General features: G+C 67.4%; 22 protein-coding genes. 12 read left to right on the forward strand and 10 right to left on the reverse strand.

Translation table 11 applies throughout. The features are described from left to right. Window positions 1-5 precede the first annotated feature (5 nt). The 5 genes from FB459_RS07540 to FB459_RS07560 all read right to left on the reverse strand — a co-directional run bounded on the left by FB459_RS07540 (window position 6) and on the right by FB459_RS07560 (window position 8200). The gene (locus FB459_RS07540; RefSeq protein ID WP_141928021.1) at window positions 6-4628 is read right to left on the reverse strand and encodes an ATP-dependent helicase; all 4623 of its coding nucleotides are present in this window, start codon (window positions 4626-4628) and stop codon (window positions 6-8) included. Window positions 4629-4747: 119 nt separating this feature from the next. After that, window positions 4748-5302, reverse strand: coding sequence for a carboxymuconolactone decarboxylase family protein (locus tag FB459_RS07545; protein ID WP_246092366.1), 555 nt, complete (start codon window positions 5300-5302; stop codon window positions 4748-4750). Continuing rightward, window positions 5299-6147 carry an SDR family NAD(P)-dependent oxidoreductase gene (locus FB459_RS07550; protein ID WP_141928022.1) on the reverse strand — a complete coding sequence of 283 codons (849 nt, stop codon included), beginning with the start codon at window positions 6145-6147 and terminating at the stop codon, window positions 5299-5301. The genes FB459_RS07545 and FB459_RS07550 overlap by 4 nt, the downstream gene beginning before the upstream one ends. Window positions 6148-6206: 59 nt before the next feature. Continuing rightward, a complete protein-coding gene (locus FB459_RS07555) occupies window positions 6207-7232 on the reverse strand; it encodes an agmatine deiminase family protein (protein ID WP_141928023.1) in 1026 nt (341 codons plus the stop codon). A 2-nt stretch (window positions 7233-7234) separates the two neighbouring features. Continuing rightward, window positions 7235-8200 carry a nitrilase-related carbon-nitrogen hydrolase gene (locus FB459_RS07560; protein WP_141928024.1) on the reverse strand — a complete coding sequence of 322 codons (966 nt, stop codon included), beginning with the start codon at window positions 8198-8200 and terminating at the stop codon, window positions 7235-7237. 69 nt (window positions 8201-8269) lie between these two features. On the opposite strand from FB459_RS07560, the gene FB459_RS07565 reads away from it, so the two are divergent. The 3 genes from FB459_RS07565 to FB459_RS17765 all read left to right on the forward strand — a co-directional run bounded on the left by FB459_RS07565 (window position 8270) and on the right by FB459_RS17765 (window position 10626). Then, window positions 8270-8500 carry a DUF3046 domain-containing protein gene (locus FB459_RS07565; protein ID WP_425472300.1) on the forward strand — a complete coding sequence of 77 codons (231 nt, stop codon included), beginning with the start codon at window positions 8270-8272 and terminating at the stop codon, window positions 8498-8500. A 318-nt stretch (window positions 8501-8818) separates the two neighbouring features. Continuing rightward, on the forward strand, window positions 8819-9877 hold the full coding sequence (gene recA / locus FB459_RS07570) for a recombinase RecA (protein ID WP_425472373.1): 1059 nt from the start codon (window positions 8819-8821) through the stop codon (window positions 9875-9877). An 8-nt stretch (window positions 9878-9885) separates the two neighbouring features. After that, window positions 9886-10626 carry a regulatory protein RecX gene (locus FB459_RS17765; protein WP_141928026.1) on the forward strand — a complete coding sequence of 247 codons (741 nt, stop codon included), beginning with the start codon at window positions 9886-9888 and terminating at the stop codon, window positions 10624-10626. Window positions 10627-10641: 15 nt separating this feature from the next. Here FB459_RS17765 and FB459_RS07580 read toward each other — a convergent pair whose 3' ends face one another. After that, on the reverse strand, window positions 10642-11046 hold the full coding sequence (locus FB459_RS07580; RefSeq protein ID WP_141928027.1) for a YccF domain-containing protein: 405 nt from the start codon (window positions 11044-11046) through the stop codon (window positions 10642-10644). A 69-nt stretch (window positions 11047-11115) separates the two neighbouring features. Between FB459_RS07580 and miaB the strand changes: the two genes are divergently transcribed. The 3 genes from miaB (at window position 11116) to trpS (ending at window position 15168) form a co-directional block, all read left to right on the forward strand. Further along, on the forward strand, window positions 11116-12648 hold the full coding sequence (miaB, locus tag FB459_RS07585; RefSeq protein WP_141928028.1) for a tRNA (N6-isopentenyl adenosine(37)-C2)-methylthiotransferase MiaB: 1533 nt from the start codon (window positions 11116-11118) through the stop codon (window positions 12646-12648). Between the two features lie 71 nt (window positions 12649-12719). Beyond that, window positions 12720-13940, forward strand: coding sequence for an MFS transporter (locus FB459_RS07590; protein WP_246092367.1), 1221 nt, complete (start codon window positions 12720-12722; stop codon window positions 13938-13940). 157 nt (window positions 13941-14097) lie between these two features. Further along, complete coding sequence (trpS, locus tag FB459_RS07595; protein ID WP_141928029.1) at window positions 14098-15168, forward strand: tryptophan--tRNA ligase; 1071 nt, start codon at window positions 14098-14100, stop codon at window positions 15166-15168. A gap of 19 nt (window positions 15169-15187) precedes the next feature. On the opposite strand, the gene FB459_RS07600 is transcribed toward trpS, so the two are convergent. The 3 genes from FB459_RS07600 to FB459_RS18040 all read right to left on the reverse strand — a co-directional run bounded on the left by FB459_RS07600 (window position 15188) and on the right by FB459_RS18040 (window position 17585). Continuing rightward, window positions 15188-16030: a phosphotransferase enzyme family protein gene (locus FB459_RS07600; protein ID WP_141928030.1), complete on the reverse strand. Its 843-nt coding sequence runs from the start codon at window positions 16028-16030 to the stop codon at window positions 15188-15190. A gap of 88 nt (window positions 16031-16118) precedes the next feature. Continuing rightward, complete coding sequence (locus FB459_RS07605) at window positions 16119-17288, reverse strand: RtcB family protein (protein ID WP_141928031.1); 1170 nt, start codon at window positions 17286-17288, stop codon at window positions 16119-16121. 174 nt (window positions 17289-17462) lie between these two features. Continuing rightward, window positions 17463-17585 carry a hypothetical protein gene (locus tag FB459_RS18040; protein WP_255407401.1) on the reverse strand — a complete coding sequence of 41 codons (123 nt, stop codon included), beginning with the start codon at window positions 17583-17585 and terminating at the stop codon, window positions 17463-17465. Between the two features lie 69 nt (window positions 17586-17654). Between FB459_RS18040 and FB459_RS07610 the strand changes: the two genes are divergently transcribed. The 3 genes from FB459_RS07610 to dapF are packed head-to-tail and all read left to right on the forward strand — an operon-like array spanning window position 17655 to window position 19733. After that, window positions 17655-17930 carry an acylphosphatase gene (locus FB459_RS07610; RefSeq protein WP_129624119.1) on the forward strand — a complete coding sequence of 92 codons (276 nt, stop codon included), beginning with the start codon at window positions 17655-17657 and terminating at the stop codon, window positions 17928-17930. Continuing rightward, a complete protein-coding gene (miaA, locus tag FB459_RS07615; RefSeq protein WP_246092368.1) occupies window positions 17923-18849 on the forward strand; it encodes a tRNA (adenosine(37)-N6)-dimethylallyltransferase MiaA in 927 nt (308 codons plus the stop codon). Before FB459_RS07610 ends, miaA begins: the two co-directional genes overlap by 8 nt. Continuing rightward, complete coding sequence (gene dapF / locus FB459_RS07620) at window positions 18846-19733, forward strand: diaminopimelate epimerase (protein WP_141928032.1); 888 nt, start codon at window positions 18846-18848, stop codon at window positions 19731-19733. The genes miaA and dapF overlap by 4 nt, the downstream gene beginning before the upstream one ends. On the opposite strand, the gene FB459_RS07625 is transcribed toward dapF, so the two are convergent. Then, a complete protein-coding gene (locus tag FB459_RS07625) occupies window positions 19717-20328 on the reverse strand; it encodes a class I SAM-dependent methyltransferase (protein WP_211345152.1) in 612 nt (203 codons plus the stop codon). The genes dapF and FB459_RS07625 overlap by 17 nt on opposite strands. A 102-nt stretch (window positions 20329-20430) precedes the next feature. Here FB459_RS07625 and hflX point away from each other — a divergent pair, with 102 nt between their 5' ends. From hflX to FB459_RS07640, 3 genes are all read left to right on the forward strand, one after another. Beyond that, window positions 20431-21921, forward strand: coding sequence for a GTPase HflX (hflX, locus tag FB459_RS07630; protein ID WP_129624116.1), 1491 nt, complete (start codon window positions 20431-20433; stop codon window positions 21919-21921). Between the two features lie 34 nt (window positions 21922-21955). Continuing rightward, window positions 21956-22372 carry an aspartate 1-decarboxylase gene (panD, locus tag FB459_RS07635; protein WP_129624115.1) on the forward strand — a complete coding sequence of 139 codons (417 nt, stop codon included), beginning with the start codon at window positions 21956-21958 and terminating at the stop codon, window positions 22370-22372. 92 nt (window positions 22373-22464) lie between these two features. After that, window positions 22465-24831, forward strand: coding sequence for an ATP-dependent DNA helicase (locus FB459_RS07640; protein ID WP_141928034.1), 2367 nt, complete (start codon window positions 22465-22467; stop codon window positions 24829-24831).

Consider the following 24831-nt stretch of genomic DNA (forward strand, 5'->3'; position numbering starts at 1 on the left):
GGCACTCATCGGCGCAGCCGCAGGCCCTTGGGTGTGGTGTGGAATCCGTTGTCGGTCAACGCCGTTGCCAACGGATGACTCGAACTCAACGCCGCAGTGCCGTCGATCGAGTGGACGCTGAGGTCGGCCAGGCGTCCGCTGCGGACGATCTCGGCCAGTGCCTTGGCGACTGCGTCGGCGTGGGTCGGTGTGTCGTCCCAGGTGAGCACTGACCGTCCGCCGCGCTCGATGTAGGCGATCAGTTGCCCGTCGACGAGAGCGACCAGCGAACCCGACTTACGCCCGGGTTTGTGGCCGGTGTCGCCCTCGCGCGGCGGCCAGGCGAGCGCGGCCCCGTAGGCGTTCGCCGGGTCCGTGGCCGCGAGCACCAACGCAGGAATGGTCTTGACCGGCGCGACGTCCCAAGGGTTACGAGGGGTGACCTCGTTCGCCGGCCGCGCACGCAGTCGATCGATGGCGCCCGTGCCCGCGAACTGGGCGGCCCCAAGACCTTCGATGAAGTACCCGCGTCGCACCTTTCCGCGCTCCTCCGCGGCAGCGAGCACCCGGTAGATCTCGGCGAAACCGCCGGAGATCCCTTCTGCGACAACGCTTCCGCGCGTCACGATGCCGTAGCGGTCGAGCAGGACATCGGTGGTCGCCAACGACCGCTGGGTTGGGTTGAACTCGAACTGCGGCAGCACCCACCACCTTCCGACCATGGTCGGCGTGGTGATAGGTCGGATGGCGGACGAGGGTCGGGCCAGGCCCGTGCGCAGGCCGGCGCTTCGTCCGTACCGTGACCGGCGCGGACCTGCCGTGCGGCTGCGGTGCGTCGTTCGACCTCCACCCAGCAGGGCTCGCACCGGTGCGAGCGTGTCTCCGGTGATCCGCCCGGCCCAGGCGAGTTGCCACATCGCCTCGGCGATCTGAGTCTCGCCGCCCTCGACGGCAGCGCTGACCGCGGAGAAGAAGTGGGCGCCACCACCGGCCATGGCGTCCAGGACGGCGCGCTGCAGGTCGTCGAGTTCGCCCTCGTCGGGTGCCCTGAGAGTTGCGTCGAGCTGGTCGCCGAGGTGCAGACTGATCCACCCGTCGTCACCTGGCAGGGAGCCGTGCCCCTGCCAGATCACTTCGCCGGCCGTCATCAGCTCGTCCAGCATTCCGGCCGTGTAGCGCTCAACCCGTGCAGGCAGGACAAGCGATTCGAGTGCGGAGGCCGGCACCTTCGCGCCGGCCAACTGCTCGACCGCTCGGAGCACGCCGTCGAGCCCGCGTTGGCCGGTGCCGACACCCTGCCAGGGCGGGAGGAAGCGAGCGAAGTCGGTGGCCGCGACGGGCTCGACCTCGGAGCGCAGGGCTGCGAGCGAGCGGCGCTTGATGATGCGCAGCACCTCGGCGTCGCAGAAGTCGGACAGGCCGTCGCCGGTGCCGAGCGGTCGCAGTTCTCCTTCGACGATGCGTCCGCGGTGCACCAATCGCTTGAGCGTGTCGTGCACGACGGCGCGGCCCAGACCGAACGCCTGGGCGGCGTCGGACGCCGTGAAGGGGCCGTGGGTGCGGGCATACCGGGTGATCAGGTCGGTCAGCGGGTCGTCGGCGGGTTCGAGGAAGGCAGCCGGGACACCGGTCGGCAGGGCAGCGCCGAGGGCGTCCCGCAGCAGCGCAGCGTCCTCGACCGCTGCGAAGCGTTCGGTGTCGCCCCAGCGCACGACGATCAGCCTGCGGTCGGCGACCAGAACGTCCAGGATCTCGTCGAGGTCGGTCACGTCGGGACGAGTACGCGCGCGAATCTCGTTGCGGGTCAAAGGTCCCAGTGCGCGGGCGAGATCGGCGACATCGTCGGCGTGCCGCGCCTGTCGGCTCTCGGTGAGTCGTTGCAGGTCGGCCTCGGTGGTGGCGACGACGTCGCTGTCGAGCAGGTCGCGCAGCGCAGCGCCCTCACCGTGACCGAGCAGGTCGGCCAGCAGTGACGGGTCGAGCGCCAACGCGGCCGCACGCCGTTCGGCCAGCGGGGAGTCGCCCTCGTACAGGAACTGCGCGATGTATCCGAACAGCAGGCTCTTGGCGAACGGGGACGCGGTCGGCGTCTCGACCGTGACCGTGCGCACCGTGCGCGACTGGATATCGCGCATCAGCGCGGTGAGCCCGGGTACGTCGAACACGTCCTGGACGCACTCGCGCACGGCTTCGAGCACGATTGGGAACGACGGGTACTGGCTGGCCACCTCCAGCAACTGAGCCGATCGTTGGCGCTGCTGCCACAACGCCTGTCGGCGTCCCGGGCGCTGCCGGGGAAGCAGCAACGCGCGTGCGGCGCACTCACGGAACCGGGAGGCGAACAACGCCGAGCCGCCGATCTGGTCGGTGACCATGCGCGAGACGTCGTCGGGGTCGAGCACCAGCACGTCGGTCAGATCGTCGGCGGGGTTTTCTCCGTCACCCATCTCCATGTCGAGCAGGCGAAGCACGATGCCGTCGTCGGCATGCATCGCCTGCACCTCGACGCCGTACCGCTCGCGCATGCGTGCCGCGATGCACAGTGCCCAGGGGGCGTGGACGGGTGCGCCGAAGGGGGAGTGGATGACGACCCGCCAGTCGCCGAGTTCGTCCCGGAAGCGTTCCACCACAACCGTTTTGTCCGTCGGCAGGTGGCCGGTGGCCTCCTGCTGTTCGCGGACGTAGGTGATCAGGTTGTCGGTGGCCCAGGTGTCGAGTCCGGCTTGTGTGACCCGCTCGCGGGCGCCTTCGTCGGGCAGCGAACCGACCTCGCGGACGAACTTGCCGACGGCCTGGCCGAGTTCGGCAGGACGTCCGAGCGCGTCTCCGCGCCAGAACGGCAGGCGTCCCGGTTGGCCGGGTGCGGGCGTGACCAACACCTGGTCGTGGGTGATGTCCTCGATCCGCCAACTGCTGGTGCCCAGCGTGAACACATCTCCGACGCGCGACTCGTAGACCATCTCCTCGTCGAGTTCACCGACCCTGCGTCCGGGACCTTCACCGCCGGCGAGGAAGACCCCGTACAACCCACGGTCGGGAATCGTGCCTCCGCTGATCACGGCGAGCTGCTGCGCACCGCGGCGGGCACTGAGCGTGTCGGTGGTGCGATCCCACACGATGCGTGGCCGCAGTTCGCTGAAGTCGGTGCTCGGGTAGCGTCCGGCCAGCATGTCGAGCACGGCTTCGAGTGCGGTGCGTGGCAACGCCGCGAACGACGCTGAGCGGCGGACGAGTTGCTCGAGATCGTCGACCGGCCAGTCGTCCATCGCGCACATGGCCACGATGTGTTGAGCCAGTACGTCGAGCGGGTTGGCCGGGATCTTGAGTTGCTCGATGGTGCCGGCGCGCATGCCCTCGACGACGACGGCGGTCTGAACGAGGTCGCCGCGGTACTTGGGGAACAGCACCCCGTGGGAGACCGCGCCGACCTGGTGTCCGGCGCGTCCGACACGCTGCAGTCCGCTGGCCACGCTGGGAGGTGACTCGACCTGGATGACGAGGTCGACCGCGCCCATGTCGATGCCGAGTTCGAGGGACGACGTCGCGACCACGGCCGGCAGGCGTCCGGCCTTCAGGGCGTCCTCGATGTCGGCCCGTTGTTCCTTGCTCACCGAACCGTGGTGCGCGCGGGCGAGCACCGCCGCCGCGCCGTGACTGCTGCCCGCCTGACCCATCAATTGGGCCGGGGGAGAAGAGGATTCATCGTCCAGCGCGATGTCGTTGCGGTCGGCCCAGATCTCGTTGAGGCGGGCGGTCAAGCGTTCTGCCAGGCGCCGTGAGTTGGCGAACACCAGCGTCGAGCGGTGGCTGCTGATCAGGTCGACCATCCGCTCCTCGACGTGCGGCCATACGGACGCCGAGCGCGTGGGGTCGTCCGGACCGGTGAGGTCGGAGGGCTGGTTACCTAGGTCGGCGAGATCGGGCACGGGGACGACGACCTCGAGCTCCCACTCCTTGGTCGACGGCGGCTGCACGATGGTGACCGGACGCCCGCCCGTGAGGTAGCGACCCACTTCCTCGACCGGACGGACCGTCGCCGACAGTCCGATGCGCTGCGCCGGCTTCGGCAGGAGCGCATCCAGCCGGTCGAGCGAGACCGCCAGGTGCGCACCGCGTTTGGTGCCCGCCACCGCGTGCACCTCGTCGACGATCACCGTCTCGACGCCACGCAGGGCTTCACGTGCGGCCGAGGTCAGCAGCAGGAACAACGACTCCGGGGTCGTGATCAGGATGTCGGTCGGACGTCGAGCGAACGCACGGCGGTCGGCCGCTGCAGTGTCTCCGGATCGCACCGACACGCTCACCTCCGGTTCGGGGAGCCCGAGCCGGGTTGCGGCGTGCTTGATGCCGACCAAAGGCGCCCTCAGGTTGCGTTCGACGTCGACGGCCAGCGCCTTCATCGGGGAGATGTACAGCACCCGACAGCGTTCGAGCGGGTCCTTCGGCGGCGGCGTCGCGGCCATCCGATCGATCGCCCACAGGAACGCCGAGAGCGTCTTGCCCGAGCCGGTCGGTGCGACGACGACGGTGTGCTGGCCCGAACTGATCGCATCCCACGCGCCCTCCTGGGCGGCGGTCGGCGCGCTGAACGACCCCTCGAACCACGCACGGGTGGCAGGGGAGAAGCGTTCGGTGATTGGGGAGTTCATCGCCGCTCAGCTTCCCACGCAGCACCGACAGACCGACACTTCCCACCGAGTGGCCGGGCTATGAACTGGTGGTCGGGCAATATCCCGGCCGCTGATTCATAGCCCGGCCACTCGGTGAGTCAGGCCTTCGGGTCGGGGCTGACCCGAAGGGTGTGCAGCGTGGTCGCGAGCATGTCGTAGTGCCCGACCAGCAGGAGGAACTCCACACATTCGCGTTCGGAGAGCTTGGCCTGCAGGCGTGACCACTGTGCGTCGTCGAGGTCACGGTCGGCGAGCAGTGCGTCCGCCGAGTCGATGAGCACGGCTTCGCGTTCGTTCCAGTGGGGCGATGAATCCTGTTGCAGCGCATCGGTATCCGCGGCCGTGACGCCGACTCGGACGTCGAGCCGCTGGTGGTGTGCCCACTCGTACGCACTCCCACGGCGGTTCGCGACGCGCAGGATGACCAGTTCGCTCTCGCGGCGCGGGAGCGAACCGAACGGCATCAGGCGGGCCGCGAAGTGCAGCCAGCCCCAGTACAGGCCCTTGGCTCGTGCGAGGGTGGTGAAGATCGCCGGCGGCTTCGTGCCGGTGACCTTGCCGGCGATCCGGCTCATCGCGAACGCCGGCGCACCGAGCTCCTTCAGGGTGCCGGGCGAGATGCGGGCGACCGCCGATTTCGCATCCGTGCTCACGAGGTCACCTTCTTTCGCTGGACGGTCGTGAGTTGCGCGTTCTCCTCGCGGGCGATCTGCAGGGCGAGGCCGAGTTCGGGAAAGCCGCGCAATTCCATGACCCGCTGGGCAAGCATCCGCGCGGGCAGGAGCGGAGCGATCCAGCGAGGTGCACAGATGCGTCGCGAACGGTTCTTGATGCCGCGGTCGAGGGCGTCGATCGCGCTCTTGAGCGGCGCGACACCGAGGATCGTCCCCCCGCCCGTCAGTGTGGTGGCGGCCTTGGTCCCGAACCCACGTGAGGTCATGTCGGTGTCGATCTCGGCGAAGTAGGCGACACCGACCTTCGCGCCGGTGGGCTTGAGCTCGATCCTCAGGGTGTTCCCGAGCGCTTCGACGGCGGCTTTGGACGCGTTGTACGCACCCATCATCGGTGCATGTGCGGCAGCGGCAAGCGACGCGGTTGCCACGGCGTACCCGCCGAGGTGGCTGATGTGCGGTGCGGCAGCGCGCAGCGTCCAGTAGCAGCCCATCACGTTGACCTCGATGTGCGCGCGCATGACCTCCGGGTCACCGCCGTCGAACGGCAACTGCGAGGCAATGCCGGCGTTCGCGACGACGACGTCGAGTCCACCCCACATTCGGGCGACCTCGTCGATCGTGTCGGTGACCTGGTCCTGGTCGGTGACGTCGACCTCGCGCCAGATCGAGCCGGGACAGCGGGCTGCGGTCCGCTCGAGGATCTCCGCTTCGATGCCGAGCAGCGCGACCTTCGCCCCCTGTGCGGCGAGTCGTTCGGCCAGGGCGGCACCGATGCCTCGTGCTGCTCCGGTGATCAGGACACGTCGACCTTCGTGAGCACTCATTCGGCCACGCTAGTTGATCAAGTGACCCAGTTCACGCGGCCGCGTCCGGGGTTATGAGATCAGCGCGGGACGGACGGCTGTTGCTGGGTGATGCAGTGGATCCCGCCGCCGCGGGCGAAGATCTCGCGTGCGTCGACCCCGGCGACCTCGCGGCCCGGGTACACCCGACGCAGCACGTCGAGCGCGCGGTCGTCGTGCTCGTCGTCGAAGGTGCAGGCGATGACACCCCCGTTGACGACGAGGTGGTTCACGTAGCTGTAGTCGACCGGTCCGTCGTCGTCGAAAAGCGTTGCGGGAGCGGGGATTCGCTCGACCGTCAGAGTTCGCCCGGCGGCGTCGGTGCTGTTCTCCAGGAGCGCGATGATCTCGCGGCTGACCTGGTGATCGGGATGGTCGGGATTCTCCTGGTGGTGCACCAACACCACGCCGGGGGAGGTGAAGGTCGCGACGATGTCGACGTGGCCGCGGGTGCCGAACTCGTCGTAATCGCGGGTGAGCCCACGAGGCAACCAGATGCATGTCGAGGCACCGAGGCAACGAGCCATCTCGGCCTCGATGTCGGCCTTGGACGCCTGCGGGTTGCGACTCGGATCCAGTTGCACCGTCTCGGTCAACAGCACCGTGCCTTCGCCGTCGACGTGGATGCCGCCGCCCTCGTTGACGATCGGCGAATCGACGACCGTGGCGCCGGCCTGCTCGCCGACACGACGACCGACACCGGCGTCCTTGTCCCAGCTGGCCCACGCCTGCGCGCCCCAACCGTTGAACACCCAGTCGACGGCACCGAGCTCTCCGTGTTCGCCGAGTACGAAGGAGGGGCCGATGTCACGCATCCACGCGTCGTCCAGCTCGGCTTCGTGCACAACAACGTTGTCGTGCAACAGGTCTCGTGCACTGCCGAGGTCGTCGGTCGTGACGAGCATGTGGACGGGTTCGAACCGGGCGACGGCGTTGGCGACGTTCGCCCAGGTGCGCCGGGCAGCCTCGGCCTCGGCGTCCGTCTCGCCGAGTGTGTATCCCTGGCTGGGGAACGCCATCCATACGCGATCGTGCGGCGCCCATTCGGCGGGCATTCGCCAGGTCATCGTCACGCGTTCGGGTCGGCGCGGACGTGTTCGGGTTTGATCGGTTCGGCCAGCGCCGCGTACGTGTCCGGGCGACGGGTCGACAGGAACGGGAACAGGTCGATCCAGTCCTTGCCCTGGGCCAGGTCGAGATCGGCGACCAGGACGGCCTCGGTGTCGCGCGGTGCTTGGACCAGGACGCGTCCGTAGGGGTCGGCGATGAACGATGACCCGTAGAAGGTGATCAAACCCTCGCTGCCGGTGCGGTTGGGCACGACGACGAACACTCCGTTGGCGATCGCGTGGCCGACGATGGTGTGTTGCCACAGCGGCTGGGTGTCGAACTCGGGGTGATCCGGCTCTGATCCGATCGCGGTCGGGTACGCCAGCAACTGCGCTCCACCGAGGGCGTAGGAGCGTGCGACCTCGGGGAACCACTCGTCCCAGCAGGTCGGCATGCCGAGCTTCACCGACGGATCGTCAAGTGTGACCACGGGATAGGCATTGTCCGATGGTCCCGGACGGAAGTACTTGTCCTCGTAGTAGCCCGCGGTGACCGGGATGTGCGTCTTGCGGGTGCGGGCGACGAGTTCGCCGTCGGGGGAAACGAGGATCGCGGTGTTCAGGCCGCGGCCGTCCGCCTCGGGCGCCTTCTCGAACAGCGAGGCGTGCACATATACGCCGAAGTCCTTGGCCGCCTGCGCCGCGAAAGTGAAGGTCGGGCCGTCGCCGAGGCTTTCTGCGGTCTGGTCCGGCGCACCTTCGGGCAGGGTGTCGGCCGGGTAGCGGGAAAGAGTCAGTTCGGGAAGGAACACGACCTGGGCGCCCGCCTTCGCCGCCTGCTCGATGCCGCCCCGCAACGCCTGCTGCAGTTCGCCTGCGTCCTCGCGCCAGTGGTGCTGCACCAGAGCGACACGCACGGGTGCGGCGACGGGTTCGTCGACACGGGCGAGGGAGATCGGCACCTCGGATGCTGTGATCAACTGCATAGTCCGAGAGTATGGCCGACGCCTGCCGGAACTTTCACATCGAAGCTTTGCGAGACTTGTCGAATGCGGATGAGCGAGTTCTGGCAACTGGTCGAGGAGGAGTTCGGCGACGGTTACGGTCGCGTCCTGGTCGACTCGCATGTGCTCGGCGAACTCGGCTACCGCACCGGCGCGGACGCGCTCGCCGACGGTACGCACCCCAAACATGTCTGGCGGGCGCTGTGCATCGAGATGGACGTGCCGAAGGAGCGCTGGCTCGGCCGCGACAAACCGATCCGTGAGGGTGGCCGCGCCGACTGAGTGGACTGCTTCGTCCGCAGCCGGCCGCGCGACACGCGGGAACCATCTTCGTACGCGTGTTCGACCTCGTGGCGTAGGGTTGTCCACAGGTGCCGAGCCAAGGTCACTTCGTCCACAGGCGTGCGGATGGGAGCGGTGGTTGTCGGTGGTGGCACCTAGCGTCTGACCTCATCCGAACACACACGCAGGTTCCGGACGGTCGCCGGTAGGCGCGTTCACCACGAGATTCAATGAGGAGCACCGCTCATGGCAGCAGCAACAGGCACCCGGCTCGACCCCACCGACAACTCGCACAAGATCAAGTCGCTCGACGCCGTCATGGCCCAGATCGAGAAGGCCCACGGCAAGGGCTCGGTCATGCGCCTCGGCGACGACATCCGTCCGCCGATCGAGGTCATCCCGACCGGTTCGATCGCACTCGATGTCGCGCTCGGCATCGGCGGTCTGCCCCGCGGTCGCGTGGTGGAGGTCTACGGCCCGGAGTCCTCCGGTAAGACGACGGTCGCGCTGCACGCGGTGGCGAACGCGCAGAAGAACGGCGGTATTGCCGCCTTCATCGACGCCGAGCACGCGCTCGACCCCGAGTACGCCAAGAAGCTCGGCGTCGACATCGACTCGCTCCTGGTCAGCCAGCCCGACACCGGTGAGCAGGCCCTTGAGATCGCCGACATGCTGATCCGCTCCGGTTCGCTCGACATGATCGTCATCGACTCCGTCGCGGCGCTCGTGCCGCGCGCCGAGATCGAGGGCGAGATGGGCGACAGCCACGTGGGTTTGCAGGCCCGCCTGATGAGCCAAGCGCTGCGCAAGATCACCGGTGCCCTCAACAACACCGGCACCACCGCGATCTTCATCAACCAGTTGCGCGAGAAGATCGGCGTCATGTTCGGCTCGCCCGAGACCACCACGGGTGGAAAGGCGCTGAAGTTCTACGCGTCCGTTCGCCTCGACGTGCGTCGCATCGAGACCCTGAAGGACGGCACGGACGCAGTCGGTAACCGCACGCGCGTCAAGGTCGTCAAGAACAAGGTGTCGCCGCCGTTCAAGCAGGCCGAGTTCGACATCCTCTACGGCCAGGGCATTTCCCGAGAGGGTGGGCTGATCGACATGGGTGTCGAGCAGGGCTTCGTCCGCAAGGCTGGCGCCTGGTACACCTACGACGGTGACCAGTTGGGGCAGGGCAAGGAGAACGCTCGCAACTTCCTCAAGGACAACCCCGACATGACTGACGAGTTGGAGCGCAAGATCAAGGAGAAGCTCGGCGTCGGTCCGAGGACCGAGGAAGAAGCCGAGTCGGTTGCCGAGCCGGTCGACCTGACCGCCGACACCGGTAAGCCCGGCAAGCCGGTGCTCAAGGACGTCTCGGTCGACTTCTGATCGGTTCGATGAATCCTTTCGACCGACAGTCGAGTCCGCCGGATTTCGTTGATCCGGCGGACTCGGCCGCATCGGTACCCGTCGAGGAAACTCCTTGGGGTGAAGCGTCGCCCGACGACACCGAATCGCCTGCACGCGGTCCGCGGCAACGACGAAGAGGCGGACATCGCCGGCGCGGTGCCGGCGGCGACCAGGAGCGCCGACGACCGGCGCCCGCTCCCGAACAAGACCCGGACGCCAACCCGTACGACGTCGCGAAGACGATCGTGCTGCGTCAGCTCACGATGGCCCCGCGCAGCCGGAAACAGTTGGCCGACAAGCTTGCTCAGCGCGGGTGCGACGAAGACATCGCGAATGCGGTCCTCGACCGGATGACCGAGGTAGGGCTGATCGACGACGAGGCCTATGCCCGGATGCTGGTGCGTTCGCAGCAGGCCGGCCGTGGCCTCGCCAAGCGTGCGCTCGCCCAGGAACTGCGCAAGAAGGGCGTGGATGACGAGATCACCCGAGCCACGTTGGACGAGGTCGATCCCGAGGAGGAGAAGGAGCGCGCCCGCGCGCTCGTCGCCAAGAAGATGCGTTCGATGCACGGGCTGGAAGCCACCGTGCAGACCAGACGGTTGGCCGGCATGCTCGCCCGCAAGGGCTACTCCTCGTCGATCTCCTGGGCAGTGATCCGTGAGGCGATCGCCACGACGCCCCGGAGCGGCAGCGGGACTGAGGGATACCCGAGCGGGCCCGCGGAGTGACGCGGAGTGCCGACCTCAGGCGCGGTAGTACGCGCCGGCGCGCAGCGCACGCTCGTCGACGATCTGCTTGCCGAGCGGGAACAGCGCAGCCGGGATCATCTTCAGGTTGGCCCAAGCGAATGGGATCCCGATGATCGTGATCGCCAGGGCGCAGGCGGTGGCGACGTGGGCGATGGCCAGCCAGATACCGGCCAGCAGGAACCACAGCACGTTGCCGATCGCGGAGCCGACACCGGACGTCGGCTTGTCGATCACCGCCCGGCCGAACGGCCAGACGGCGAAGTTGCCGAGCCGGAACGAGGCTATCCCGAACGGGATCGTGACGACCAGGAGGCACATGATCAGCCCGGCGACGGCGTAGCCCAGCCACAGCCAGAACCCCGCGAACACGAACCAGATGATGTTAAGCAGCGTCTTCACGGGCCCATTCTCACCCGGGCTCGGTGGTGATTCGGCCCCACCCCGCTGACGCCGTACCCTTGATCGGTCATGACGAACGCGGCGAAGACCTACGAAGTGCGCACCCACGGGTGCCAGATGAACGTCCACGATTCCGAACGGATCAGTGGCCTGCTGGAGTCCGCGGGCTACGTCGACGTCGCGTCGGTGTCGTCGGACACTCGTCCCGATGTCCCCGACGTCGTCGTCTTCAACACCTGCGCGGTCCGTGAGAACGCCGACAACAAGTTGTACGGATCGCTCGGCCACCTGCGTCCGTGGAAGAACATCAACCCCGACCTGCAGATCGCCGTCGGTGGTTGTCTGGCTCAGAAGGATCGTGCCTCCATCGTCGATCGCGCGCCCTGGGTGGACGTGGTCTTCGGCACCCACAACGTCGGCGCGCTGCCGGTGCTGTTGGAACGCGCCCGGCACAACGCCGAGGCCCAGGTCGAGATCCTCGAATCGCTCGAGACCTTCCCGTCGACGCTGCCGACACGCCGCGATTCCGCGTACAGCGGTTGGGTGTCGATCTCGGTCGGCTGCAACAACACCTGCACCTTCTGCATCGTCCCTGCCCTGCGCGGCAAGGAGAAGGACCGCCGTCCGGGCGAGATCCTCGCCGAGATCCAGGCGCTGGTCGATCAGGGGGTCGTCGAGATCACCCTGCTCGGGCAGAACGTCAACAGCTATGGCGTGGAATTCGGTGACCGTCAGGCGTTCAGCAAGTTGCTGCGTTCCTGCGGCGACATCGAAGGGCTTGAGCGAGTGCGGTTCACCTCACCGCACCCAGCGGCGTTCACCGACGACGTCATCGACGCAATGGCCGAGACCCCGAATGTCATGCCGTCGTTGCATATGCCGCTGCAGTCCGGTTCGGACAAGGTGCTGCGTGAGATGAAGCGCTCGTACCGATCGGCGAAGTTCCTCGGCATCCTCGACCGGGTGCGCGACCGCATCCCACACGCTGCCATCACCACCGACATCATCGTCGGGTTCCCGGGCGAGACCGAGGCCGACTTCGAGGAGACGATGCGCGTCGTCCGCGAGGCCCGCTTTTCCTCGGCGTTCACCTTCCAGTACTCCATCCGGCCCGGCACGCCGGCTGCGACGATGCCCGAACAACTTCCGAAAGCCGTTGTGCAGCAACGGTTCGACCGGTTGCTGCAGTTGCAGGAGGAGATCTCCTGGGCCGAGAACCGCGAGATCGAGGGCCGCACCATCGAGGTGCTCGTCGCGCCGACCGAGGGACGCCGCGACAGCCGGACCGGGCGCATGTCCGGTCGCGCGCAGGACAACCGCCTCGTCCACTTCGCAGTGCCGACCGGGGAGGGCGTCGAGCTGCCGCGTCCGGGCGACTTCGCCACCGTCGACGTGACCTACGGTGCCGGGCACCACCTGATCGCCGACGGTGTGCTGGGCGGCGGAACGTTCTCCGTCCGCCGCTCCCGTGGAGGTGACGCGTGGCAGGCGTTGCAGGAAGGCAAGGCCGACGGCGCGACCGTCAAGCCCAAGGTCGCACTCGGCATGCCCTCGATCGGACAACCCGCACCCGTGCAGGTTCCTGCCTGCGGTATCGACTGACCCTTCGGGCCACCGCACCGCGACTCGACCCGTCCGCCGATGTCGCACCCACGAGGTGGACACTGGCAGGCGTGAGTTTTCAGGGGTACCGGCGCGGCGACGTCGGCTACCGCAACATCACCCTGGCTCTGTTCGCGGCGGGCATGGCGACCTTCGTGGCGATGTACTCGGCTCAGGCCGTCCTGCCGGAACTGTCGGACGAATTCTCCGTCGGCCCGGCGACCTCCGCTCTTGCGATCTCGGCCACCACCGGGTTGTTGGCGCTCGCGATCATCCCGGCCAGTGCGCTGTCCGAACGATTCGGACGCGTCCGGGTGATGGCCTTCGCAGCGCTGGCCTCCGCGCTGCTCGGATGCCTCATGCCGCTGGCAGCGTCGATGGAAGTCCTGTTGCTGCTGCGCGGCTTGCAAGGCCTGTGCCTCGCCGGGGTGCCCGCCACCGCGATGGCCTACCTCACAGAGGAGGTCGACGCCGAACATCTCGGTAGCGCGATGGGGCGCTACATCGCCGGCACCACTGTCGGCGGTCTCAGCGGACGGGTGCTGGCCGCTCTCGTGCTGGACCACGCGAGTTGGCGATGGGCGCTCGAAGCAGCCGGTATCGCGGCCCTCGCGTTCACCGGGCTGTTCCTGTGGCGGGCGCCGGGGTCCCGGTTCTTTGTGCCACAACCTGTCGGTCTACGCGCGACCACTACGAATGTTGTCGGCCACCTGCACAACGCCCGCCTGGTCGCGTTGTACGTGACGGCGTTTCTGCTGATGGGTGGATTCGTCGCGGTCTACAACATGATCGGATTCCGTTTGAGCGCAGCGCCGTTCGGACTGCCGCAGTCCGCCGTCGGGCTGGTGTTCCTGCTTTATCTGGCGGGTACGGTCTCGTCGGCCGCCGCGGGTCGATTGGCCGACCGTTTCGGGCGCAAGACCGTCCTCGTCGTCGCTGAGCTGGTGGCGGTGATCGGCTTACTGATCACGCTGCCGGCGAACCTGCCCGCCGTACTCGGGGGAGTCCTGCTGTTCACGGCAGGCTTCTTCGCAGCGCACTCGGTGGCCAGCGGTTGGGTCGGCGCAACCGCCGACGCACACCGCGCCGAGGCGAGCGCGCTCTATCTGTTCGCCTACTATCTCGGGAGTTCGGTGCTCGGCGCTCTGGCCGGTCTGTGGTTCGCGGCCGACGGCTGGGCGGGCGTCGTCGTCTACGTCGGCGTGCTGTTCGCGCTGGCGCTTGCTCTGGCCGTGATCATTCCGTTGCTGCGAAGGCGATGCGCAGCCACTCGTGCGTCGGGCGTATCCTGATCCGCATGTCGAACACTCTCGCCCAGGGGTGGTGGCCGTCCTCCTAGGCGGCCGTGTCGACATACCCACTTCACTCGCGCCGCCTCGCACGAGGCGGCGTTTCGCATGCGCGAGCGTCTCGACGGGCGGGGCGGCTGCTTCGATCAGGAGCAGAACCATGTCAGACGAATCCTTCGAGGCCGCCCGGGTCCGCAGCAACACGGTGCAGGCGGTGATCGACGGTCCCGACTCACCGGCCCGCCGAAAGCTGCGGGTGCTCACCGGTGACCGACCGACGGGCCCGCTGCACGTCGGCCACTACCTCGCCAGCATTCGCAACCGGGTCGAGTTGCAGGACAAGGGAATCGACTCCTTCGTCATCATCGCCGATTACCAGGTGATCACCGACCGGGACGCCGTCGGTGAGTTGGGGACGAACGTCTTCGGCTGCGTCCTGGACTACCTCGCCGCCGGCATCGATCCGGCACGGACGACTATCTTCACCCACTCCGCAGTGCCTGCGCTCAACCAACTCATGCTGCCGTTTCTGTCGTTGGTAACCGACGGCGAACTTCGCCGGAACCCGACGGTGAAGGACGAACTCGCCGCCACCGACGGGCGTCCGATGTCCGGCCTGCTGTTGACCTATCCGGTGCACCAGGCGGCCGACATTCTCTTCTGCCATGGGAATGTGGTGCCGATCGGCAAGGACAACCTGCCGCACGTCGAGCAGACCCGGGTGATCGCACGTCGCTTCAACAACCGGTACGCCGGTGGCGAGACGGTGTTCGCCGAGCCGGACGCTCTGCTCACCGAATCGCCACTGTTGCTCGGGCTGGACGGCACCAAGATGAGCAAGTCGAAGGGCAACACGATCACCCTCGCGATGACGGCGGACCAAACCGCTGCCGCCGTCCGGAAGGCACGCACCGATTCCGAGCGGGTGATCACCTACGAACCTGATCGCCGTCCCCAGGTTGCTTCGTTGTTGGAGATCGCCGCAGGGTTCGAGGGTCGTGCGCCCGGTGAGCTCGCTGCGCAGATCGGGGACGCAGGTGCAGGCGGGCTGAAGAAGCTCGTCACCGATGCGGTCAACGAAGGACTTCGCGACCACCGTTCGCGCCGAGCCGAGTTGGCTGCCGATCCCGCGTACCTGCACATCGTGTTGCGTCAGGGGAACGAACGAGCGAACGCGGTGGCAGATGCCACGCTCGCGACGGTCCGTGCAGTGATGCGGATGAACTACTGACGGGTGCTCGGGTCCTCGCTCAGGAGTATGCGCGCAGTGCGTCCGCGATCATCCGATGACCCTGGGCTTCGAAGCCCTCGTCACGTACCTGGAAGGCCCAGGCGGCCGTGCCGATCGCCTCACGGATCAGCATGCGGTGCCACGCGTCCGGCTCGCGTGGATCGTCGCCGTACCCGTCGAGAAACGCGGTTTCGAGATCGCGACGCCCGACGAACTGCTGGGTCGCCAAGCGTGCGAAATCGCTTGCGGCAGGACGGTGCTCGGCGCGTCCGAAGTCGATGATCCGGATCGTGCTCTCGTCGTCCAGCCAGTTGCGCGGCTGCCAGTCACCGTGCGTCGGGACGAGGGTCACCGGGGGAGTCGGCCACGACGCAATGACTTCCCGCAGCCTTGTCTCGGCAGTGGGCTCGATGCGGTGCGGCTTGTCGAGCCAGGCGAGGGCCTTCTTGCGCAGTGCTTCTTCGTATCTGATGTCGACCTGTGAAGTGCTGGAATGGATGCGGGCAAGGAGCGCGCCGGCCTGCCGGTAGGTCTCGGGCTTCGATTCGCTCGCCGTGTTCTCGACGAGTTGTCCGGGAAGGTAGTGGGTCACGAGCAGGCGTGCGTCGGCGTCCTCGTGGAGCAGCACGGGCGCGTGACCTGTCGACGCGAGCACGGGCACCCACTCGCGATGCGCTGCGATCTCTCGCACCAGGTGATGGTTGTCCTGGCCGGACGCCTTGATGATCACCCGTCGCCCATCTGCTGTGACGCCCTCCTGGACGACGGTGTCGACCAGCCCCCAGCTGTGGTCCCGGACGATCTCGATGCCGGGGCACCATGATTCAAGGAGCAGGTGCTGTTCGGCGCTGAGGGTCGACATGTCGGCCAGCCTACGAAGCGGCCGGAAGACTGGAGAATCCGCGCACCCTCGATCACCGCAGGGTGCGCGGATTCTCGTCCCGGGGAGGTCAGTCGCCCTTCACATTGACGATCTGCCGCAGCGTGTGCCGCACCTCCACCAGGTCGGCGGCGTCCGCCATCACCTGGTCGATGTCCTTGTACGCCTGCGGGATCTCGTCGATGAACGCGTCGGTGTCCCGGTACTCGATGCCGACCATCGCCTCCTGGAGCTGCTCCCGGGTGAAGGTCTTGCGGGCCTTGCTTCGCGAGTACTCCCTGCCGGCACCGTGCGGGGAGCTGTTGAGTGACAACGGGTTTCCCTTGCCGACCACGACGTAGGACGCGGTGCCCATAGAGCCCGGGATCAGGCCCGGACGACCCGCCTCGGCGTTGATCGCACCCTTCCGGGACAACCAGACCTGCTTGCCGAAGTGGGTCTCCTGCTCGGTGTAGTTGTGGTGGCAGTTGATCCGTTCCTGCTGCTGCACCGGCACACCCATCCAGTACTCCAGCTGGGTGATCACCCGGTCCATCATCTCCTCCCGGTTCAGCAACGCGTAGTGCTGTGCCCACCGCAACTCCCGGATGTAGGCCCAGAACTCGTCCGTGCCCTCGACCAGGTATGCAAGGTCGTTGTCCGGCAACGAGATCCACCACTTCTGCGCCAACTGCTGGGCGACCTTGATGTGGTTTGACGCGATCTTGTTGCCGACGCCCCGCGAACCCGAGTGCAGGAACAGCCAGACCCGATCCTGCTCGTCCAGGCTCACCTCGATGAAATGGTTGCCAGAACCCAGCGAGCCCAGCTGCAGGTCCCACTTGCCGGCGTACTTCGCCGGGTCGAAACCTGCGTCCGTCGCCATGGCCGCGAGCTCGTCGACCCGTGCCTGGGTGTGCTCGCGGGAGATCTTCCGGTTGACGCCGCCCGCCGACAGCGGGATCGACCGCTCGATCTGCTTCCGCAGCTTCGACAGGTCACCCGCGATGTCGGCCTTGGTGAACTGGGTCCGCACCGCGATCATGCCGCAGCCGATGTCCACACCGACCGCCGCCGGGATGATCGCTGCCTGCGTCGGGATGACCGAACCGACGGTTGCTCCCCGGCCCAGGTGTGCGTCTGGCATCAGCGCGAGGTGCGGGAAGATGAAGGGCATCGACGCCGTAAGTTCTGCCTGCTCGCGCGTGTTGTCCTCCAGGATGCTTGCCCAGTTCCAGAGCCGCTCGTTGATCTTCTGCATGGTCCTACTCCCTTCGTTCTCATCCCACACTCATCAGGTGTGCGTGGGTGGGTTCTTCGTAACCGAGGATTGACGTCCGGATGCCGTCGAATGATCCATCGAATGCGAATGTTGTTGTCGGACAACGAAAAATGCCCGGTGGCGGACCACCGGGCATTGCTCGTCGTATCGACGTCAGTCGATCCTGGACGAATCATCGTCGGTGGCGCCGAACTGCTTCAGGCAGCCCGAATTGCCCTCACGCTCTTGGCGGCGAGGGCTGAGGCTCCCATCCAGGGTCAGCGCCGTGATCGACATGTCGGGAAGTCTGGGCCCGCCGTCGTGTCCTGTGCAACCGATTAATCGGCGAGTTCTAGGCTGATCGCCATGTTGCGAGCGGTACAGGTGCGCATCACCGGACGCGTCCAAGGGGTCTTCTTCCGTGCCTCCTGCGCCGAGTACGCCCGACAACTGGGGGTGCGCGGATGGGTGCGCAATGAGCCGGACGGCACCGTGCTGGCTCACTTCGAGGGCGGCTGGAACTCGATCGAGGAGATCGTGCAGTGGTGCCGCAAGGGTCCGCGACGAGCCGACGTCACAGACGTCGAGGTGACCAAGGTGGCGCCCATCGGAGCCGACGGATTCGACGTCGACCGTGAGTGATTCAGGAAACCTGATCGCCGTCATCGGTCCGACCGCGTGCGGCAAATCGGACCTCGGCGTCGCACTCGCCGAAAGACTCGGGGGAGAAGTTGTCAACGCCGACGCGTCACAGCTCTACCGCGGCATGGACATCGGCACGGCGAAGATGCCGCTCGAGCAGCGGCGCGGAGTGCCGCACCACCAGCTGGACGTCCTCGAGGTGACCGAGGAGGCGAGTGTCGCTGCCTATCAACGTGATTCCCGGCGTGACATCGACAGCATCCTCGATCGCGGACATGTCCCCGTGCTGGTAGGCGGCACCGGGCTCTACGTCCGCGCGGCGCTCGACGTCCTCGACATCCCACCCACCGACCCCGGGGTACGGGAACACTTCGAGCGGCGGGCCGCTACCGAGGGGATTCTGGCGTTGTACTCCCTACTGAGACAACGGGATCCGAACGCAGCGGCCAACATCCTGCCGAGCAACGAGCGCCGTGTGATCCGTGCACTGGAGGTCATCGAGCTCACCGGTCGCCCGTTCAGCGCGACCATGCCGAGGCGCGAATTTCTCCGTCCCACAGTGATGCTCGGACTCGATGCCGATCGCGGCGTGCTCGACCAGCGCATCGACCGGCGCACGAGGGCGATGTGGGACGACGGTCTGGTCGACGAGGTGCGAGCACTCGACGCAACAGGGCTCCGAGACGGACGGACCGCGAGCCGGGCGATCGGATACACGCAGGTGTTGCGGCAACTCGACGCCGAACTCACCGAGGCTGAAGCGATCGAGGACACCGCACGTGCCACCAAGCGACTGGCCCGGCGGCAGTTCTCCTGGTTCCGGCCCGACCCGAGGATCACCTGGTTGCCGCACGACGCGTCCGACCTGATGGACCGTGCGCTCGAGGTGATCGCGTCCTCGCGCACAATGGACGCGTGACCACCATCGACTTCGTCAAGGGCCACGGCACGCAGAACGACTTCGTTCTCGTGCCCGATCACGAGGGACGCCTCGACCTCACCCCGCAGGAGGTGACCTTCCTGGCCGATCGCCGGGCCGGCATCGGTGGCGACGGAGTGATCCGGGTTGCTCCGATCGGGGCGGCACCCGACGACGTCCGCGAGCAGTGCCCGGACGCGCGATGGTTCATGGACTACCGCAACAGCGACGGCTCCGTCGCGGAGATGTGCGGCAACGGCACCCGTGTTTTTGCGCGGTACCTGGTGGACGCCGGCCTCGAACGCGCGGATGTCTTCGAGATCGCGACGCGGGCCGGTCAGAAGCGGATCACCCGGTTCGGTGACGGTTTCGCCACCGACCTCGGGCCGTGGCGCTTGTCGCGGGAGGTCGAGGCCCAGGAGCGTGGAATGGATTCCGTGGTCCAGGTGCACGGGGCACCCGACCCGCTGCCCGCGCTCAGCCTCGACCTCGGCAACCCGCACACCGTGGTCGCGCTCCCGCCGTCCATCGACCTCGGCGCCCTTGACCTGACCCGTGCTCCGCAGGTCGACCCGCACCCCGAGCACGGCACGAACGTCGAGTTCGTCCGCGCGATCGAACACGCCCACATCTCCATGCGGGTGCACGAACGCGGTGTGGGGGAGACGCTGAGCTGTGGCACCGGCGCAGCTGCTGCGGCGCTCGCGATCTGGTGGTGGGGCGGTCGTCCGTCCGATCAACTCGACTGGCTCGTGGATGTACCGGGAGGACGTCTCGGCGTCCAGATCGCGGGTGATCGGGTGGCGCTGTCCGGACCCGCCGTCCTTGTCGCCCGCGGCACCGTCGAGCTGCCGGACCCGGTCGGGGTCAGTGACGGTGCGTGACGCGCAGGATCCGGAAGCCCCGGACGCTGGTGAACCGATCGGCGACCAAGCCGTCGAGGTTCTCGTTCAGCCATTTCTGCAATGAGTCCGAACCGAGGTTGCGCTGCACCACCAGATAGGCCTCGCCGTCGTCCGACAGTCGCGGCAACCAGGCGCGCAACAGGTCGTGCAACACCGCCTTGCCGACCCGGATCGGCGGGTTCGACCAGATCAGATCGAACCGGACGTCCGCCGGCACCTCGTCCGCAGTGGACGCCCGAATGTTCCTTAGCCCCAACGATTCTGCGTTGAGTCGAGCCAGATCCATCGCACGCTCGTTCACGTCCACCGCATGCACGATCGCGTCCGGCGAGTACAACCCCAGGCTCAGAGCCATCGGTCCCCAACCGCACCCGAGGTCGAGGAAAGTGCCGGACGCCGGGGGCTGCGGAGCGTGCTGCAGCAGCACCGAGGTGCCCTGGTCGATCCGGTCGGGCGAGAAGATTCCCGGCGCAACCTGGACGGCGTGTGTCGAACCCGCCAACGGGACGTTGATCGTCCTGCGCTCGTCAGCGCTGGCGGGTTCGGCGCTGAAGTAGTGATCGGTGCCTGACATCGGTCCCAACCTATCGGCGGGGCAGCGATGTGCATCCGGACGCCTGACATTTGGCATAAAGAACTCGCTCGAACGGTTGAAGCTTGCGACACTGAGGGGAACATGACTTCGCAACACGATTTCTTCAACCGCCGCGCCGATGCGCTCGCCGACTCCGAGTTCGACGTCCAGTACGACCAGGACGGCTTCTTGCTGGAGGACGGCACCGAGCACCGCGACGGCGACCAACTCGACCGCGCCGAACGTGCGGCCCTTCGCCGTGTGGAGGGCCTGTCGACCGAACTGCAGGACGTCACCGAGGTCGAGTACCGCCAGCTGCGTCTGGAGCGAGTGGTGCTCGCCGGCGTCTGGACCGAGGGAACCGTCGAGGACGCCGACAACTCGATGCGTGAACTCGCCGCCCTCGCCGAGACCGCGGGTTCGACCGTGCTCGCCGGTGTGATGCAGCGTCGCAGCAAGCCCGACCCGAGCACCTGGATGGGATCGGGCAAGGCCGCCGACCTGCGCGCGATCGTCATCGCCGAAGGCGCCGACACCGTCATCGCCGACGGTGAGCTCAGCCCCGGCCAGCGGCGTGCCCTGGAGGACGTCGTCAAGGTGAAGGTCATCGACCGCACGGCGCTGATTCTCGACATCTTCGCCCAGCACGCGAAGTCCAAGGAAGGTAAGGCGCAGGTCGAGCTCGCCCAGTTGCAGTACCTCCTGCCGCGACTTCGTGGTTGGGGTGAGTCGATGTCCCGGCAGGCGGGTGGTCAGGCCGCCGGTGGCCAGGGCATGGGTTCGCGAGGCCCAGGTGAGACGAAGATCGAGCTCGACCGCCGCCGCATCAACACCCGCATCGCCAAGCTCAAGCGCGAGATCGCTTCGATGAAGACGATCCGTGACACCAAGCGCCACGGCCGCAAAGCGAACGAGGTGCCGTCGGTCGCGATCGCCGGTTACACCAACGCCGGCAAGTCCTCGATCCTCAACCGGCTCACCGGTGCCGGCGTCCTGGTGCAGAACCAGCTGTTCGCCACCCTCGACCCGACCGTGCGTCGCAGCGAGACCGCCGACGGCCGTCCGTACACCCTCGCCGACACCGTCGGATTCGTGCGCAACCTGCCGCACCAACTCGTGGAGGCGTTCCGTTCGACGCTGGAGGAGGTCGGCGAGTCCGACCTGCTGTTGCACGTCGTCGACGGGTCACACCCCGACCCGCAGGCGCAGATCTCCGCGGTGCGTGAGGTGCTTGCCGAGGTGGGCGCGACCGACGTCAAGGAGGTCGTGGTCGTCAACAAGTCGGACGTCGCCGACCCCGAGGTGGTCGACCGGCTGTTGCGCTCGGAGAAGTATGCGATCGCGGTGTCCGCTCACACCGGCGCCGGGTTCGCCGAGTTGCTCGAACTCATCGATCGTGAGTTGCCGCGCCCGCAGATCCGGGTCGAGGTGCTGCTGCCCTACGACCGCGGCGACCTGCTGAGCCGGTTGCACGACGAGGCCGACGTGATCAGCAGCGAGCACACCGGCGAGGGCACCCACGTGCACGCGAAGGTGAACCCTTCGCTGGAGTCGGCACTCGAGGAGTACCTCGTCCGGGTGGCTGCCGAGTAAGAGGCCTGCCACCGGTAGGCCACAATGGCGCACCATGCAGCGATTCATGCTCCACAGCAAGATCCACCGTGCGACGGTCACCCAGGCCGACCTGCACTACGTGGGTTCGTTGACGATCGACCGTGACCTGATGGACGCGGCCGACCTCCTTCCGGGTCAGCAGGTCGATGTCGTCGACGTCGACAACGGCAACCGCCTCACCACGTACGCGATCGAGGGTGAGCGGGGCACCGGCATCCTGTGCATCAACGGTGCCGCGGCCCGCTTGATCAGTCCAGGCGACACCGTGATCGTCATCGCGTACGCCGCGATGGACGACGCCGAGGCCCGTTCGTTCGAGCCGAATGTCGTGTTCGTCGACAAGCAGAACCGCATCGTGCAGGTCGATCATGACCCGGGCGACGTGCCGGACGGCTTCGGACTGTCGACCTCTGCGGTCACCCACCGCTGACCTTCCTCCACACCCCCATGCACGCGCCCGGTGTATCCACAACCGGCGCGTCCGATGTCGTCCGCACCGGACACCAGACCTAGGCTTGCAGGATGCCGGCCTCCAACTCGACGTCCTCCTCGAGCCCGATCGATTCGTTGATGGAGGCCGCAGTCGCGGCTGTGGGTGGAGCGCCCCGCCCGGGGCAGCAGCAGATGACCGAAGCGGTCGCCAAGGCGTTCGACGACGAGCATCACCTGCTCGTCCAGGCCGGCACCGGCACCGGTAAGTCGCTGGCCTATCTCGTGCCGTCCATCGTGCACGCCAACGCGACCGGCAAGCCCGTCATCGTCGCCACCGCGACGCTCGCGTTGCAGGCGCAGATCGTCGGGCGCGACCTGCCGGTGCTCGCCGAAGCCCTGCGTCCGGTGCTCGGCCGGCGCCCCACCTACGGACTGGTCAAGGGGCGCCGCAACTACCTGTGCCAACACAAGCTCGTCGGTGGTTACCCCGACGACGAAGAAGACAGCCTGTTCAGCACCGGTGCGGTCGACCAGCAACTCGGACGCCTGGAGAAGGAGATCGTCCGACTGCGTGAATGGGCCGGCGAGACCGACACCGGTGACCGCGACGATCTCGTGCCAGGCGTCAGCGAACGCGCTTGGCGTCAGGTGTCGGTCACGGCCCACGAATGCCTCGGATCGACCTGCCCGATGGTGCAGGAGTGCTTCGTGGAGAAGGCCCGCGCCGAGGCCAGGGACGTCGATGTCGTCGTCACCAACCACAGCTTCATGGCGATCGACTCCTTCGAGGGCCGCCAGATGCTGCCCGAACACGACGCGCTGGTCGTCGACGAGGCGCACGAACTCGTCGACCGGGTCACCTCCACCATCACCGACGAACTGACCGCGGGCATGGTGGCGAGCGCGGCGAAGAAGGCTGCCCGGTACGCCGACACCCAGGAGCTCGCCGACACCGGCGTCTTCCTCGGGGGAGTCCTCGATCAGCTGGCCGAGGGACGTCTGCTCGGACTGCCCGACAATCTCGCGCTCGCCGTCCAGCGCGTGCACGACAGCGCACGCAGCCTGTCCTCCGACCTCAAGCCCGACAAGCCGGCCGACAACGACGGCCCCCGACAGACGGCACGGGCCGCAGTCGACGAAGTGCTGGAGAACGCCGCACGCCTGCTCGAAGCACGTGAACTCGACGTCGCCTGGATCAGCCGCAGCGAGTACCGCGGCTCGGCACTCAATGTCGCACCGATGAGTGTGGCGATGCTGGTGCGCGACAAGATCTTCGGCGATCGCACGGTCGTGATGACCTCGGCCACGCTCGAACTCGGTGGATCCTTCGACTCAGTGGCCGGCACGCTCGGCCTGCGTGGTGAGGGTTCACCGGCGTGGGAGGGTCTGGACGTCGGCTCGCCGTTCGACTACCCGCAGCAGGCCATCGCCTACGTCGCCAAACACCTGCCGCCGCCCGGCCGCGACGGCACCTCCGACCAAGCGATCGACGAGATCGAGACCCTCATCCGGGCCGCCGGCGGACGCACTCTCGGGCTGTTCTCCTCCATGCGCGCCGCGAAGGCGGCGACCGAGGCGATGCGCGAACGGTTCGGCGACGAGTTTCCGGTCCTGTGCCAGGGCGACGATCAGATGGGCACGCTCGTCAAACAGTTCGCCGCCGATCCGAAGACCTGCCTGTTCGGCACTCTCACCCTCTGGCAGGGCGTCGATGTGCCCGGTTCGGCCTGCCAACTGGTGATCATCGACCGAATCCCGTTCCCGCGTCCGGACGATCCGATCACCTCGGCGCGCTCGCAGGCGATCGCCGAACGCGGCGGCAACGGCTTCATGGCGGTGTCGGCCACCCACGCTGCCTTGCGTCTGTCACAGGGGGCCGGACGCCTGATCCGGCGCTCGAACGACCGCGGCGTGGTCGCGTTCCTGGACAACCGAATGGTCACTGCGCGGTACGCGGGCTTCCTGCAGAAGTCCCTCCCGCCGTTCTGGCCGACGACCGACCGCGACCTCGTGCTGCGTGCGCTCAAGCGACTGGACGAAACCGCCGACGCTCCGGTGGCGCCGGCGAAGAAGCCTGTGCCGCATGCCGCCTCCAAGCCCGACGTTCAGGAGCGCTTCGACGCCGAAGCCGGTCGGGTCACGTCCACCGACGCCGGCGACTACGACGAACTCGTGTTCACCGATGACGAACCGGCCGACGCCGTGGAGACCCCGGAACGGCGGGCCGCCGAGGAACACCCGGCGCCCGAACCGCTGCCGGCGGTGCCGGCGGTACCGGCCGAGACCGATGTCGTCGTCGAACCGGCCCCTGCTCAGGGCGGGGAATGGACCAGCGACGACGACGAAGAGTTGTCGGACGGTGTCTCACTCGGCCTCGATGTCGATGAACTGGCCGACCATCTCGACCGGCCGGTGGCCGAGGTCGAGGCACGCCTGAAGAAGCTGAACCTCGGCTGA

Origin of the sequence: Yimella lutea, from assembly GCF_006715095.1 — a bacterium.
GTDB lineage: Bacteria > Actinomycetota > Actinomycetes > Actinomycetales > Dermatophilaceae > Yimella > Yimella lutea.

Excerpts from the sequence above, each read along its gene's own strand:
- FB459_RS07540 (WP_141928021.1), bottom strand. The coding sequence starts at position 4,628 with ATGAACTCCCCAATCACCGAACGCTTCTCCCCTGCCACCCGTGCGTGG.
- FB459_RS07550 (WP_141928022.1), bottom strand. The coding sequence starts at position 6,147 with ATGAGTGCTCACGAAGGTCGACGTGTCCTGATCACCGGAGCAGCACGA.
- FB459_RS07555 (WP_141928023.1), bottom strand. The coding sequence starts at position 7,232 with ATGACCTGGCGAATGCCCGCCGAATGGGCGCCGCACGATCGCGTATGG.
- FB459_RS07560 (WP_141928024.1), bottom strand. The coding sequence starts at position 8,200 with ATGCAGTTGATCACAGCATCCGAGGTGCCGATCTCCCTCGCCCGTGTC.
- FB459_RS07565 (WP_425472300.1), top strand. The coding sequence starts at position 8,270 with ATGAGCGAGTTCTGGCAACTGGTCGAGGAGGAGTTCGGCGACGGTTAC.
- recA (WP_425472373.1), top strand. The coding sequence starts at position 8,819 with ATGGCCCAGATCGAGAAGGCCCACGGCAAGGGCTCGGTCATGCGCCTC.
- FB459_RS17765 (WP_141928026.1), top strand. The coding sequence starts at position 9,886 with ATGAATCCTTTCGACCGACAGTCGAGTCCGCCGGATTTCGTTGATCCG.
- miaB (WP_141928028.1), top strand. The coding sequence starts at position 11,116 with ATGACGAACGCGGCGAAGACCTACGAAGTGCGCACCCACGGGTGCCAG.
- trpS (WP_141928029.1), top strand. The coding sequence starts at position 14,098 with ATGTCAGACGAATCCTTCGAGGCCGCCCGGGTCCGCAGCAACACGGTG.
- FB459_RS07600 (WP_141928030.1), bottom strand. The coding sequence starts at position 16,030 with ATGTCGACCCTCAGCGCCGAACAGCACCTGCTCCTTGAATCATGGTGC.
- FB459_RS07605 (WP_141928031.1), bottom strand. The coding sequence starts at position 17,288 with ATGCAGAAGATCAACGAGCGGCTCTGGAACTGGGCAAGCATCCTGGAG.
- FB459_RS18040 (WP_255407401.1), bottom strand. The coding sequence starts at position 17,585 with ATGTCGATCACGGCGCTGACCCTGGATGGGAGCCTCAGCCCTCGCCGC.
- FB459_RS07610 (WP_129624119.1), top strand. The coding sequence starts at position 17,655 with ATGTTGCGAGCGGTACAGGTGCGCATCACCGGACGCGTCCAAGGGGTC.
- FB459_RS07625 (WP_211345152.1), bottom strand. The coding sequence starts at position 20,328 with ATGTCAGGCACCGATCACTACTTCAGCGCCGAACCCGCCAGCGCTGAC.
- hflX (WP_129624116.1), top strand. The coding sequence starts at position 20,431 with ATGACTTCGCAACACGATTTCTTCAACCGCCGCGCCGATGCGCTCGCC.
- panD (WP_129624115.1), top strand. The coding sequence starts at position 21,956 with ATGCAGCGATTCATGCTCCACAGCAAGATCCACCGTGCGACGGTCACC.
- FB459_RS07640 (WP_141928034.1), top strand. The coding sequence starts at position 22,465 with ATGCCGGCCTCCAACTCGACGTCCTCCTCGAGCCCGATCGATTCGTTG.